Below are 12,847 nucleotides of genomic sequence, written 5' to 3' on the forward strand. Positions count from 1 at the left end.
GAGGAGATCTTTCAAATGTTTAGAAACTTTTCCAAGTTTGCTTGGCTCAGCAGGCTCGCAGCGAAGCTGCTGGCTCGGGGCTGGCGTGAATCGCCCTTGTGAGCGCTAGCGAACCGGGCGAGAGGGTCGGCAGCGAGCGCGAGCCTGTTGAGCCTATCGTGAAGGTATGAGGCGAGTCAGAGTATCTGCACCTAGAACATCTAGAGCGGGTGTCTGCCCTGCTGGGTCAATCTGCCAACGCCCCGCCTGGTTCAGGCTGTTGATTCCGAGGTCGCCCAGGGCTGGTTTTCCGGCGCCGAGCAGTAGGGGCGCTCGGTACCAGTAGAGTTCGTCGACGAGGTTGGTGCGGATGAGGGCGGTGATGAGGGTGGGGCCGCCTTCTACCATGAGGTGGCGTACTCCCCTGGCGTGTAGGTCGGTGAGGACGCTGGTGAGGTCGTGGGTGCGGTAGTGCAGGGCACTGCCCTGGTTCACGGCCTGGGCCAGGTGGCTGCCCTCTAGCAAAGCGCTTTCCCCCACAACCACGCGCAGGGGCTGTTGCTCGGCAAGCTGCCCCTCGGGCGTCCTTGCTGTGAGCTGGGGGTTATCGGCCAAGACGGTGCCGGTTCCGACCATGATGGCGTCCGCGCGGGTGCGCAGGGCGTGGCCGTCGGCGCGGGCGTGCTCACCGGTAATCCACTGGCTTGTTCCGTCGGCGGCTGCAATAAAGCCGTCGAGGGAGCTTGCGATTTTGGCGGTGACGAAAGGACGCCGCCCGGCAGCGGCAGTGAACCAGCGGGCATTGAGGGCGTAGGCGTCATCTTCCAACAGCCCGCCACGAACAGCTATGCCCTGCGAGCGCAGGTAGGCTGCTCCCCCGGCGGCGTCGTCGGTGGTGTCGGCGTAGGCGTAGGTGACCTCAGCGATACCGGCCTCGGCTATAGCAACTGAGCAGGGTCCGGTGCGGCCGGTGTGGTTGCAGGGCTCTAGGGTGACGAACATGCGGGCCCCGCGGATGTCGATGCCGGCGGCTCGGGCTTGGGCGAGGGCGTCGGCTTCAGCGTGGGGTGTGCCGGCGCCGCGGTGCCATCCGGTGGCAAGCAGCTGCCCGGTGGCGTCCACAATTACTGCCCCGACTAGGGGGTTAGCCCCGCGCACGCCCTTGCGGGCCTTATCGAGGGCAAGGCCCATGGCCTGGGTGTCGGTAAGGTGTGCCATGGTTAGCGTACGTCGACGGTGGGGTCGGGGAAGCCGGTTTCAACTTCAACCTTGCCAGCCTCTCGGTTGCGGGTGCGCCACCAGACGAAGAAACCGGTGAGGGTGAAGGCCCCGTAGAAGAGGTACATGAAGGCGCTGGCGTAGTAGCCCGCGGACCAGAGCAGGGGCACGCCGACCACGTCCACGGCGACCCAGACCAGCCAGAACTCTACCCAGCCCTTAGCCATGCCGTAGGTGGCGAGCAGGGAGCCTGTGAAGATCCAGGCGTCTGACCAGACCGGCTCGTAGGAGCCCAGGGCACGGAAGATCGGGGTCAAGGCGCCGGTGCCGACCAGCATGAAGGCGACCATGAAAGCCCGTTCGCGCCAGCTGGCCCACTGGGGAATCACTGCTGCCTGGCCTGCGTCCCCGGTCTTGCGGGTCTGGTTCCAGCGGTACCAGCCCCAGACGGAAACGGCGATGAACATGATCTGGCGGCCTGCCTGCCCCAGCAGGTTAGCGGTGCCGTAGGTTGACCCGAAGAGGGTGCCTAAAAAGACGGTGAGCAGAAGCAGGTTGCCGAGAATACCGACGGGCCAGGCCCAGACTTTGCGGCGCATGCCGCCGAGGGCTGATAGTAGGCCAAAGATGTTGCCAAGGACTTCGCGCACCAAGAGGGACTGGTTATCGCCAATCGCAATTTGAGCGTCGAAGAGCCACCGCAAGAAATCCATAAAAAACTCCCAAAGCGAGTGGCTCCGGGAGAACAAATCGAGGGTACCCGGTGTTGGCTGGCTTCGGTGGGTGTCGGTGAGGACGCCGGTGGGCCAGGCAGTCGGGTACGGCAGGTGCCGCGGGGGCACCTTACGGTTTGCTCGTGCTACCTTCCATCCAGACTGTACTGTCTGCCAAGGAATTCCACCTTGCAGGTATCGGGCACGTGGATGTGCCGTCAATTAGCGGGCTGTCACCGCAGGTTCGGATTTTCACCGGGTCCCGGAGCACGATATGTATATTTACCCTTCAAGTTATAGCACGGCCGGGGGCTGTAACCGTCATATTGTGACTTATTCCCGCTATCTGGTCGGGTGCGGGGCCTTTCCCGAAGCCCTTACTGATAAAGTCAGTTTGACATTATTTCCTGCCCCCTGAGCCACATGACTTCCCCGCACGAAAACCAGCCCCGGGCGTCCGCACCCGGCCAACTCACTACCGCCACGACTGCTGATGCCCTCAACCCCGAGGCCCTGAGCGCCGAGCAACTCACCACTGCCCTTGACCAGCTCCCGGTAACCCGCCGCCATGCCCGCCTGCTGGGGGTAACGGGTATCGGCTGGGCCCTGGACGCCATGGACATCGGCCTCATTTCCTTCGTCATGGCTGCCCTGATTGCCCACTGGGGTATTAGCTCGGGGCAGGCATCGCTGTTGGGCTCTATCGGGTTTTTGGGCATGGCGATTGGTGCCACCCTGGGCGGGCGTCTATCGGATAGGTTTGGGCGGCGCGCAATCTTTGCCGGCACGCTTCTGGTCTACGGGCTGGCTACCGGTTTTTCTGCCCTCGCTACGACCTTCACCGTTCTGCTGGTGTTGCGTTTCATCGTGGGGTTGGGGCTCGGCGCTGAGCTGCCGGTAGCCTCCACCTATATTTCTGAGTTTGCCCCGCAGGCTGTGCGCGGGCGCATGGTCGTTGTCCTTGAAGCCTTCTGGGCGGTTGGCTGGATCCTCGCTGCCCTCATCGGCACCTTCGTCGTGAGCCGCTCCGAGGACGGCTGGCGCTGGGCTCTTGCCATCGGCTGCGTCCCTGCCTTCTACGCCCTGGTGGTGCGGTGGGGGCTCCCCGAATCGGTGCGCTTTCTCACCCGACGCGGCGACCTTACCCGCGCCCGGTCCGTGGTCGCTGGTTTCGCTACCTCCCCGCCCTTGCGGGCAGAAGCTGCGCGGACGCCGTCCGCCCCTGCCGCTGCCGGGCAGGCTTCAGCCGAGCTGGCTCGGGCAACCTCCATCTGGTCAGCGGCGCTACGCCGCCGCACCCTTGCCTTCTGGGTCATCTGGTTCTGCATCAACCTTGCCTATTACGGGGCTTTTATCTGGATTCCCTCGCTACTGATTCAGCAGGGCTTTAGCCTGATCAGCTCCTTTACCTTCACCCTCATCATGACCCTGGCCCAGCTACCGGGCTATGCGGTGAGTGCCTGGCTGATTGAGCGCTGGGGCAGGCGTTCTACCCTAGCTACCTTCTTACTGGGATCAGCGCTGGCAGCGGTAGCCTACGGCCTATCGCACGAGGTCTGGGCGCTGGTAGCTAGCGGCTGCATGCTCTCCTTCTTCAACCTGGGTGCCTGGGGTGCCCTCTACGCCATCGGGCCAGAACTCTACCCCGGCCACCTACGCGGTTCCGGCACGGGTGCGGCAGCTGGCTTCGGCCGTCTAGCCTCTATCGCTGCTCCCCTACTCGTGCCCGCCCTGCTGCCGCTGGTAGGTGTTTCGGGGCTCTTTGTTCTGTTTGCTCTAACCTTCTGCACGGCAGCTGGCGCGACCTTCCTGCTGCCTGAAACCCGCGGCAGGCAGCTCGCCTAACCCCGAGACGGTCATCAGTCGCTACACTTGAGGTGCATAAAGTTTTCTACCCCCGACCTTAGGTGAGCTGTGTCTGACGCGAAACCCGCCAATATTCAAAAACGTGATACCACCTTCAAGCAGGAGCACGGTGCCGTGGCGCACCTGGTCAAGCGCAAGCCCGAGCAGGCTGTCGCCCGCGCTGTAAAGGGCGCCCAGAAACTGCTGGACGAAGGCCAGGGCAAGCAGGCCCTGAACGTGCTGACCCTAGCCAAGCCCGTACTGGTTGCTGGGTCAGAGGACGCCGCAGCCTACTACACCATGCTGGCCACCATCCACCGCTCTATGGGCAACGAGCAGGCTGCCGAGCGGGCCGAGAAGAACATGGCCTAAGGCTCACTAGTTGCCGGGGAGCCGGTTCAGCAGCTCCTTCACAAAGGCCGCATTATCGGCGTCCCCAGCGGCGGCGTAGTGCTCCGCCGACCGCACCAGGTAGCCCTGGGCGGCGTCCGCGTCCCCGCTTTGAGCTGTGACCAGGGCAAGCAGCTGATAGGTCTCGGCGAGAAAAGCCTGGTCGCCCAGCTCCTCAGCAAAACCGAGGGCTTCGCTGAGCAGGGGGCGGGCAGCGTCCGTATCCCCCACCGCCAGCAACCCTTGAGCCTGGGCATTGCGCACATGCATGAGCTGAACCGTGTGCTTGCCCGCGGCGTACAGCTCATAAGCCTGGGCCAGATAGCCCTGGGCGCCAGCTTCATCCTGGGCCTGGCGGGCAAGTCCCGCCAGGGCAACCAGGTTATGGGCCTGACCCTCGGCATTCCCCTGAGCTTCATAGCCGCGCAGCCCCTGGGCGTACCAGGTCTTGGAGCGCTCAAAGTCGCCCAGTTCAGCATGCAGGGAACCCACCTCGGTGGCGAAGTCGGGCAACTGCTCGGCATCAGGTTTAGCATCGGCCAGCAGGGCGTGGGCACGGGTGACTTCTGTGAGAGCTGGCGCGAGATTCCCCAGGTCGCGGTTGACCTCGCTCAAAATTTTCAGGGCAAGAATCTGCCCGAAGACTTCACCAGCGCTCTCAAAACCACCGGCGGCGGCCTGCAGAGCGGGCAGGGCGTCGGCCAATTGCCCGGCAGCGATGAGCTCCTGGGCACGGGCCAGCTCGCGGTCGGCTTCTTCAAGGGGAGTAAGGTTCTGGGTCATGGCATCCTAGTGGGTATGGGCGGACGCGGCAGCCCGGCGCAGGCCCGCGATAGCGGCTTCGAGGTCGTCCGCACCGTAGACAGACGAACCGGCAACAAAGCAGGTGGCACCGGCCTCGGCCGCACGCACAATCGTTTCTTCGGTGATACCACCGTCAACCTGCAGAATCACCTCAGCCCCCGAGCCCTCAATGGCGGCGGCCGCCCGCTTAATCTTGGGAAGGGTAACGTCAAGGAAGGCCTGGCCGCCAAAGCCCGGTTCAACGGTCATAATCAGGAGCATGTCGAGTTCGCTGAGCATATCCATGTAGGGTTCAACGCCGGTGGCAGGGCGCAGGGCCATGCCCGCCTTAGCACCGCTTTCACGCAGGGTACGGGCCAGCTTGATGGGAGCGATAGCGGCCTCGGCGTGGAAGGTCACTGACTCACACCCAACCTCAGCGTAGGCAGGGGCCCAACGGTCGGCGTCCTCAATCATCAGGTGCACATCAAAAGGAATGGGCGAGACCTCTTTGAGGCGCTTCACGACGGGCAGCCCCCAGGTCAGGTTGGGAACGAAGTGGCCATCCATCACATCAATATGGGCGGCGTCAGCGGTCGAGATAGCGGTGAGCTCCTCCCCCAGCCGAGAGAAGTCAGCGCTCAAAATGGAAGGGTTAATCAGGCAGGTCATGGGCGTCCTTTCGTTGCCGGTCTTATACCCATCGTAGTGCCGCGCTCCCGGACAAGCGAAAAGCAAGCCCCATCACAGTCCAATGGGTGGTTTTCAGGGACGCCCCGCACCTAGAGAGGACTACACTTTAACGGTCTTTGACATATTTATTCAACGGTTAGGAAAATTATGAACTCGGTTCTGCTTGCGGTCCTGGTCATGCTCGTCCTCTCCGCAGTACGCGTACACGTCGTCCTGGCGCTCTTTATCGGCGCTCTCGTGGGTGGTCTTGTGGGCGGGCTCGGGCTGGATGGCACCATGGTCGCCTACCAGGAGGGGCTCTCCGGCGGCGCTATGCTGGCGCTCTCCTACGCCCTGCTCGGTGCTTTTGCCATGGCGGTTTCAAGCTCGGGCCTGCCCCAGCTCATCGCCAACGGCATCATTGCCAAGGTCGGCTCAGAAAGCTCAGAGACCAACCATCGCATCGAATTTACCGTCAAGTGGCTGCTGCTGGCCGGTATTCTGGCCATGTCGATTATGTCGCAGAACCTGATTCCCGTTCATATCGCCTTCATTCCGCTAATTATTCCGCCCCTGCTGGCCGTCTTTAACCGCCTGAAGCTAGACCGCAGGCTCATTGCCTGCGTGCTCACCTTCGGCTTGGTCACCACCTACATGTACGTGCCCGTAGGCTTCGGCGCGATCTTCCTCAACGATATTCTGCTGGGCAACATCAAACTAGCCGGTATGGATACCAGCGGCATCAACGTCATGACCGCCATGGCTATCCCCGCCCTGGGCATGGTCGTTGGTCTACTAATTGCGGTCTTCTTCAGCTACCGTAAGCCCCGCGCCTACCAGACCATTGAGCTGGCACCCACTGAAACCGTGACCACCGAGGTCAAGAAGTTCAACGTGGTCGTCGCGATCATCGCTATTGTTGCAACCTTCGTGGTTCAGGTAGTTATGCAGGCTTTGGGCACCGAAGCTAACTCGCTGCTGGTCGGTGCCCTGGTCGGTCTGACCATCTTCATGGTCACCGGCGCGGTCAAGTGGAAGGAGGCCGACGATGTCTTCACCGCTGGTATGCGCATGATGGCCCTGATCGGCTTCATCATGATCTCGGCCCAGGGTTTCGCTGCGGTCATGGATGCCACCGGCGACGTTGACCCCCTGGTGACCACCGTGGCTGACCTCTTCGCTGGCAACAAGGCAGCAGCTGCCATGGCCATGCTGGTGGTGGGTCTGATTGTGACGATGGGTATCGGCTCGTCCTTCTCCACCCTGCCCATCATCACCACCATCTATGTACCCCTCTGCCTGGCTCTGGGCTTCTCGCCCCTGGCTACCGTGGCTATTATCGGTACCGCCGGTGCCCTGGGCGACGCGGGCTCCCCTGCCTCCGACTCCACTCTGGGCCCCACCGCCGGTTTGAACGTGGACGGCCAGCACGACCACATCCGTGATTCGGTGATTCCCACCTTCATCCACTACAACATCCCCCTGATGATTGCAGGTTGGGTAGCGGCGATGGTTCTCTAGTCGCCCTGTGCCCTAAGGGGACCGCAAAACTTAAAAAGGACCGCATAATACGCGGTCCTTTTTAAGTTTTGCGGTCCCCTTGTGTTCGGTGAAAGCTCAGGGGCCTAGTTCTTGCGGAAGAGGGCGAAGAACATGGCGTCGGTGCCGTGGATGTGCGGCCAGAGCTGGGCGGTCGTAGCCCCCTCCGCTAGGGTCGCTCCCTTGGGCGCTTCGGGGGTGAAGGCGGGGTCCAGTTCCCCGGCAAGGACGGACGCCCCCGTTTCGTCCCTGCGGGCAACGGCCCGCAGGGCAGCACCGGAGTCCAACAGGGTTACATCGACCTTGCGCAGAATATCGTGAACAATACTCTGGGTTTCAGCGGTGTGGGGTGAGCAGGTTACATAGGCGATCAGGCCGCCGGGGCGGGTAACTGATGCTGCTGCCTTAAACAGGTCGAGTTGCAGGGGCAGCAGTTCAGCGATGTCGCGGGGGCTCTTGCGCCAGCGGGCTTCGGGGCGGCGGCGCAGGGCGCCCAGACCTGAGCAGGGCACATCGACCATCACTCGGTCAAAGCGCACATCGCTGGGCATTCCCTCGGGCAGATTGGTACCCGCAGCGACGGTGCGCTCAATCTGGCGACCGTCACCAGCCACTACCGAGTAGGAGGCGGACGGCAGCGGGGCCAGGGAGCGGCGCACCAGCTCGGCCCGGTGCTCGGCAGCTTCGTTGGCCAGCAGGCGGGCCCCGCGCTGGGCGCCCAGGGCACCGAGCAGGGCGGCCTTACCACCGGGGCCGGCGCAGAGGTCAAGCCAGTTGCTGTCGCTGCCCTCAAGGGGAGCGTCAGCCAGGGCGCGGGCAACCAGCTGGGAGCCGGCGTCCTGGGCACGAACGGTACCCTCCCGCACCGATTCAAGGCGGGCAAGGTCGCCTGCCGAGTAGAGGGCGGAACCCTCAACCAGGGGGCCGTCCTCGGCACCGGCGGCACGGGCTTCGTCCAGGGTTCCCAGGCCAGGCAGGGCAACCAGGTTGACCACGGGTGAGGCGTTGTCGGCGTCCAACAGGGCCTCAACCTCGCCGGGGGTCCGGCCGTGGGCAGCCAGAGCCTGACGGAAGGAGCGCACCACCCAGGCCGGGTGAGACTTCTCAAGGGCCAGACGGGTGAGCTCGTCGGGGGCTTCCTCGGCGATAAGGGTGTACCAGTCTTCGGGGGTTCGCTCAGAAACCCTGCGCAGTACCGCGTTCACAAAGTTAGCCGGGCCGGTGCCGATCTCGGCGCGGGCCAGGGCAACCGTCTGGTTGAGGGCGGCGTGGTCGGGCACGCGCATGGCCACCAGCTGGTGGACGCCCAGGCGCAGCACCAGCAGAATCTTGGTACCGATTTTCTCCACCGGGCGGTCAACGCAGTGGGCCCAAATCGCGTCGTAGGTGCCCTGGTTACGCAGGGTGCCGTAGGTCAGCTCGGTGGCAAAGCCAGCGTCGCGGGCATCAAGCCGGGCAGAGCGAATCGCCTTGGGCAGCACCAGGTTCGCGTAGGAGTCGTCCAGGGCAACAGCACTCAGCACCTCAAAGGCCACGGTGCGGGCCCTATCTGCTGTGCGGGCGCGCTGTGAGGGAGCGGACGCCGAAAACGCCCGGTCCTTGACCGCCTTGCGGTTACGCTCGTGCCCCTTAGCATTGCGGCGGGTCTCTCCCCCGCCGCCGCGCTTGGCCTGGGGCTCGCCACCGGGGTTGCGGTTACCGCGCGAGCCACGGGGGTTCGGGGTGCCCCCGGCCTGCCCCTGCTGGGTGCGGTCATCGCGCTTGCGAGCCCCGCTGCGGCCCTGGCCAGCCCGGTTAGCACCGGATCGGTTAGCCCCCGCCCGGCCCTTGCCGCCGTTCGAGCGTCCGCCTGCTCCGCGTCCACCTGCGTTCATGCTCATACCAGCACCACTTTCCCTTCTGCCAGGGCCGAGCCCTGACCGCGCGCCCAGTCGGCGGCGTTCATCATTTTCTTGCCTGCAGGTTGCACCTGGGTCAGTTCTAGAGCACCGTCGGCGCAGGTGACGGCCACCTTTTTACCGGCCCAGAAGAGGGTTCCGGGCTCCCCCACAGGCTGCGCCTGGCTGGCCTTGGCCATGCCGAGTTTGAAGCGGGCTCCGTCCAGTTCTGCCCAGGCCCCGGGTTCGGGGGTCACACCGCGCAGCTGGGCAATAACGTCAGCGCAGGAACGGGCAAAATCAACCCTGCCATCGTCGATAGTGAGCTTGGCTGCGTGGGTGGCTTCGCCGGACTGCGGGGTGCCGGTAGCCCCGGCGGCAATATCGTCAAAGGTAGCAGCCAGCAGGGCGCCGCCGGTCGAAGCCAGGCGGTTGAGCATGTCCCCGGCGGTATCGAGTTCCCCCACGTGCGCCGATTCGGACCGGAAGACCGGGCCGGTATCGAGCCCTGCGTCAATACGGAAGGTGTTGGAGAAGATCTCGGTCTCCCCCGCCATCAGGGCCCGCTGTACAGGAGCTGCCCCGCGCCAGGCAGGTAGCTGCGAGAAGTGCAGGTTAATCCAGCCCTGGGGCAGCAGGTCGAGGGCGCTCTGCGGCAGCAGGACGCCGAAAGCCACCACCGCCGCGATATCGGCACCCAGCTGCGCGACGGCGTCCGCAACCTCATCGGACCAGCGGTTGGCCTTGATGATGGGCAGGCCCAGCTCCTGGGCGCGGGCTGCCACCGGGGACGGGGTCAGCACCCGCTTGCGCCCGACGGGGGCGTCCTCGCGGGTGAGCACCCCCACCACCTCATAGCCCGCCTCAAGCAGGCCGTTCAGGGGCGCGACGGCGACCTCCGGGGTACCGGCGTAGAGAACCTTCATGCTTACCTTTCCACTCAAACTTTCGAACTAGCAGGTTTAGATACCAAAAGCGCCGGGCTTTTTAGCAGCGCCGAAGGAACCACCCAGGGCACCAAAGCCCGATGAAGTTTTCGCGGCGCGTTCACCCTGCACAGCGGCGGCAACCTGGTTGTAGTCGGCCTGGCGAATCTTGCGCCAGATATTTTTCTTGTCTTCGCCCTCAACCCGGTCGATGAACATGGTGCCGTAGAGGTGGTCGGTTTCGTGCTGAAGCATACGGGCAAAGAGGCCCTCACCCTCGTAGACCACCGGCTCGCCCTTGCAGTTCACGCCGGTCACGCGCGCCCAGTTCTTGCGCGGGGTGGCAGCCGACAGGCCCGGTACCGACAGGCAGCCCTCGCCGCCCTCCTGGGGTTCGTCTCCTACCTCAAGCACGGGGTTGATGATGTGCCCCTCACGGCCGTCAATATTGCCGAAGGTAAAGATGCGCTTAGAGATACCCACCTGGGGCCCAGCTAGACCTACTCCCTCAACGTCGTACATGGTTTCGAGCATGTCAGCCACCAGTTTTTCCAGGTCGGCGTCAAATACGGTGATGTCGTCGCACTCGGTGCGTAGCACGGGGTCGCCTACGGTGCGAATGGGCAGAATAGTCATGCTTCTCTTTCTCGTCGGTGAGGTTAGGACGCCGCTGCGTCAGGTAGGTCTGTTCCGGTAGCTGCCGGGGGCGGAACTACCGGCATGAGGGAGTCTTCGGGGGTTTCGGAGAGGTCGCGGTTGAGATCCCAGACCCGTTTGAGGGCGCAGAACTTGTACCAGTTACGTTCTAGTACCCGGGGGTTGGCCTGCTGGGGCACCACCTGGGTTTCACCCAGGGCAACACCCATGAGGATGCTCGCTCCCCCGTGTTGCCAGGGTTCCCAGCTGCCGTGTTCACCGTCAACCAGTGCTTCTTCTGCTTTGACGCCGGCAACCAGCTGCATGACCACCTTATCGTCCAGGGGCTTGACCCGCCCCTTGCGGTCGGTGCCCTTGGTTTTGTAGTCGATAATGCAGGTGTGACCAGCGATTTCGGCGACCAAATCGAGGGTACCGGCATAGCCCACGGTTTCGTTCCAGATGGTCACTTCGGTGGCCAGGGGCTTGGGCCGGTAGAGGTCCCACCACTCGTCAAAGCGGTCGGCGTAGGCCTGCTCACCGTGGGCGATGAGGTTTTCGCGATAGCCCTCTATCTCGTGGGGCAGGCCCATGGCGCGCAGTGCTACCTGTTCCGCGTAATTGTGCACGCGGTCCCCCCGCGCCGCCGCTGCGTCGCGGTAGCGCTCCGAGGCGGCTGCGGCGTCCCGAATCACCGCGAATTTAAGCCCAGCCGAGCTAGAAGCCCGGTAGGAACGCTGGTCTTCCAGGGCGGCCTTGGCGGCCATATAGCCGTGCCAGCCCGAGAGGTCGTTAGCCTGCTGCCCAATCACCGTGGTAATCGAGGGAACCAGTAGCTCCCCGCCGACCGTGCGCGCGTACATGCGACCGTGGTCGGTTGCTGACGCTAGCATGGGTGTGGTCACGCGGCCGTCCTGACGTCGGGAGAAAAATCGAAAAGCGCCCAGCCTTCACAGCGTATCTGGCGCTCTATCGATTATACGCACCTCTCTTCCCGGGCACGAGAGGGCGAGCGGGTTAGACCGCTTACCCTAGCTCCACTGGCGGGCACCGGCCTCAGCCGCCCCCATAGACTCAACAACCTGCTGGACGCGGGCATTGGACTGCTGAGCGTAGTCTTCATCAACACAGTCGGAGGCAGGACGGCTGGGTGAGGTTATGCAGTAACGGTAGGCAGGGTCATCGACCATGGTGCTAGAAACCCAGCGGAAATCGCGCACCTGCCAGGTGCCGTCCTCCCCTCGCTCAAAAATAGGGTTGACCATAATTCCCTCGTTGTTGGCAACGTAGGAGGGTGAAAGCTCGGTGAGGTTGTTCCCCATGCCGTAGACAATCCAGGTTCCCTTGTAGTATTCGATGGGCTGTACGGCGTGGGCGTGCTGGCCCACGATCAGGTCGAACTCCCCTGAATCAACAAGAGCGTGTGCCACCTCAACCTGCTGGGCAGAGGGCTCGTGCACGTACTCATCGCCAGCGTGCATGTTGGCAATGACCAGGTCAGCGCCCTCTTCGCGGGCACGGGCAGCCTTAGCAATCATGGCTTCTGAGTCGAGCATATCGACCTGCCAGGGGTGTTCAGGAACGTAACCGTTGAGCCCGTAGGTTCCGGTGATAATTGCTACCCGGGCGCCGTTGGCGGTGGTGAAAATATCGGGCTGGGATGCTTCTTCTTCGGTCAGCGAGGTGCCGGTAACACCCATACCGGCGGCCTCAACCGCACGGTAGGTTCGCTCTAGCCCCACAGTACCCTGGTCGAACGAATGGTTAGAGGCCGTCATGCAGACATCCCACCCGGTGTCCGCTGCGGCTGTCAAAATCTGGGGTGGCACATTGAAGTTGGGGTAGCCAGAAAAGGGGCCGTCTTCGGTGGCAACCGCTGTTTCCATCTGGCAGACCGCCAAATCTGCGCGATCAAGGTAGGGCTTCTGCTCGCTGATGAGGGGCCTAAAATCTAATCCGGTGGCCCCGGCTGCGGCTGCATCAGCTTCAGCCTGATCCCAGAGCATGTTGTGTATGAGAAAATCACCGGTGAAGAGCAGGGAGACGCAGTCTGCCTCGCCGCAGGCTCCACCTGCTGCCGACGCAGTCAGGGTACCCGATTCGCTGGTCTGCCCTGCCTCTGCGCGTGCCACCTGCCCTTGCCCGTCCTGCTGAGCGGCGGCGTCCGCCCCGCTACTTTCCGTCGTCTGCGAGCTACAACCTGCCAGGGCTAGGGTGCTCAGGCAGAGGAAGGCAAAGAGGTGACGGCGCACGGTGGGGTCCTTTCAGC

General features: G+C 63.5%; 12 protein-coding genes and 1 riboswitch. Of the genes, 3 read left to right on the top strand and 9 right to left on the bottom strand.

Features of this window, described 5'->3' with window-relative positions:
* Positions 1 to 153: 153 nt before the first annotated feature.
* Complete coding sequence (ribD, locus tag L6762_RS01940) at positions 154 to 1,197, bottom strand: bifunctional diaminohydroxyphosphoribosylaminopyrimidine deaminase/5-amino-6-(5-phosphoribosylamino)uracil reductase RibD (protein WP_237185328.1); 1,044 nt, start codon at positions 1,195 to 1,197, stop codon at positions 154 to 156.
* Between the two features lie 2 nt (positions 1,198 to 1,199).
* Positions 1,200 to 1,910 carry a nicotinamide riboside transporter PnuC gene (pnuC, locus tag L6762_RS01945; protein ID WP_237185329.1) on the bottom strand — a complete coding sequence of 237 codons (711 nt, stop codon included), beginning with the start codon at positions 1,908 to 1,910 and terminating at the stop codon, positions 1,200 to 1,202.
* A 140-nt stretch (positions 1,911 to 2,050) separates the two neighbouring features.
* A riboswitch (FMN riboswitch) is annotated at positions 2,051 to 2,184 on the bottom strand.
* Between the two features lie 149 nt (positions 2,185 to 2,333).
* Between pnuC and L6762_RS01950 the strand changes: the two genes are divergently transcribed.
* Together L6762_RS01950 and L6762_RS01955 are read left to right on the top strand one after the other, a co-directional pair.
* On the top strand, positions 2,334 to 3,755 hold the full coding sequence (locus L6762_RS01950; protein ID WP_423817075.1) for an MFS transporter: 1,422 nt from the start codon (positions 2,334 to 2,336) through the stop codon (positions 3,753 to 3,755).
* 69 nt (positions 3,756 to 3,824) lie between these two features.
* Entirely contained in the window at positions 3,825 to 4,127 is a 303-nt protein-coding gene (locus tag L6762_RS01955) for a hypothetical protein (RefSeq protein ID WP_237185330.1), read from the top strand.
* A gap of 6 nt (positions 4,128 to 4,133) precedes the next feature.
* Here the strand turns inward: L6762_RS01955 and L6762_RS01960 are convergent, their stop codons facing one another.
* The gene (locus L6762_RS01960; protein ID WP_237185331.1) at positions 4,134 to 4,928 is read right to left on the bottom strand and encodes a hypothetical protein; all 795 of its coding nucleotides are present in this window, start codon (positions 4,926 to 4,928) and stop codon (positions 4,134 to 4,136) included.
* Positions 4,929 to 4,934: 6 nt separating this feature from the next.
* Positions 4,935 to 5,600 carry a ribulose-phosphate 3-epimerase gene (gene rpe / locus L6762_RS01965; RefSeq protein WP_185173050.1) on the bottom strand — a complete coding sequence of 222 codons (666 nt, stop codon included), beginning with the start codon at positions 5,598 to 5,600 and terminating at the stop codon, positions 4,935 to 4,937.
* 168 nt (positions 5,601 to 5,768) lie between these two features.
* Here rpe and L6762_RS01970 point away from each other — a divergent pair, with 168 nt between their 5' ends.
* Positions 5,769 to 7,121: a Na+/H+ antiporter family protein gene (locus tag L6762_RS01970; protein WP_237185332.1), complete on the top strand. Its 1,353-nt coding sequence runs from the start codon at positions 5,769 to 5,771 to the stop codon at positions 7,119 to 7,121.
* Between the two features lie 104 nt (positions 7,122 to 7,225).
* Here the strand turns inward: L6762_RS01970 and L6762_RS01975 are convergent, their stop codons facing one another.
* The 5 genes from L6762_RS01975 to L6762_RS01995 all read right to left on the bottom strand — a co-directional run bounded on the left by L6762_RS01975 (position 7,226) and on the right by L6762_RS01995 (position 12,830).
* Entirely contained in the window at positions 7,226 to 9,013 is a 1,788-nt protein-coding gene (locus L6762_RS01975; protein ID WP_423817077.1) for a transcription antitermination factor NusB, read from the bottom strand.
* 2 nt (positions 9,014 to 9,015) lie between these two features.
* Positions 9,016 to 9,942 carry a methionyl-tRNA formyltransferase gene (gene fmt, locus L6762_RS01980; RefSeq protein ID WP_237185334.1) on the bottom strand — a complete coding sequence of 309 codons (927 nt, stop codon included), beginning with the start codon at positions 9,940 to 9,942 and terminating at the stop codon, positions 9,016 to 9,018.
* Between the two features lie 36 nt (positions 9,943 to 9,978).
* A complete protein-coding gene (gene def / locus L6762_RS01985; protein ID WP_237185335.1) occupies positions 9,979 to 10,578 on the bottom strand; it encodes a peptide deformylase in 600 nt (199 codons plus the stop codon).
* A gap of 23 nt (positions 10,579 to 10,601) precedes the next feature.
* Entirely contained in the window at positions 10,602 to 11,483 is an 882-nt protein-coding gene (locus tag L6762_RS01990; RefSeq protein ID WP_237185336.1) for a PD-(D/E)XK nuclease family protein, read from the bottom strand.
* Positions 11,484 to 11,609: 126 nt separating this feature from the next.
* Positions 11,610 to 12,830 carry a CapA family protein gene (locus L6762_RS01995; protein ID WP_237185337.1) on the bottom strand — a complete coding sequence of 407 codons (1,221 nt, stop codon included), beginning with the start codon at positions 12,828 to 12,830 and terminating at the stop codon, positions 11,610 to 11,612.
* Positions 12,831 to 12,847 lie beyond the last annotated feature (17 nt).

This window comes from Rothia nasimurium, assembly GCF_928381705.1.
Lineage (GTDB): Bacteria > Actinomycetota > Actinomycetes > Actinomycetales > Micrococcaceae > Rothia > Rothia nasimurium_G.

Bases quoted from the DNA above. Each gene is read 5' to 3' on its own strand.
- def (WP_237185335.1), bottom strand. From the start codon at position 10,578: ATGACTATTCTGCCCATTCGCACCGTAGGCGACCCCGTGCTACGCACC.
- L6762_RS01950 (WP_423817075.1), top strand. From the start codon at position 2,334: ATGACTTCCCCGCACGAAAACCAGCCCCGGGCGTCCGCACCCGGCCAA.
- rpe (WP_185173050.1), bottom strand. From the start codon at position 5,600: ATGACCTGCCTGATTAACCCTTCCATTTTGAGCGCTGACTTCTCTCGG.
- L6762_RS01975 (WP_423817077.1), bottom strand. From the start codon at position 9,013: ATGAACGCAGGTGGACGCGGAGCAGGCGGACGCTCGAACGGCGGCAAG.
- L6762_RS01960 (WP_237185331.1), bottom strand. From the start codon at position 4,928: ATGACCCAGAACCTTACTCCCCTTGAAGAAGCCGACCGCGAGCTGGCC.
- fmt (WP_237185334.1), bottom strand. From the start codon at position 9,942: ATGAAGGTTCTCTACGCCGGTACCCCGGAGGTCGCCGTCGCGCCCCTG.
- L6762_RS01970 (WP_237185332.1), top strand. From the start codon at position 5,769: ATGAACTCGGTTCTGCTTGCGGTCCTGGTCATGCTCGTCCTCTCCGCA.
- pnuC (WP_237185329.1), bottom strand. From the start codon at position 1,910: ATGGATTTCTTGCGGTGGCTCTTCGACGCTCAAATTGCGATTGGCGAT.
- ribD (WP_237185328.1), bottom strand. From the start codon at position 1,197: ATGGCACACCTTACCGACACCCAGGCCATGGGCCTTGCCCTCGATAAG.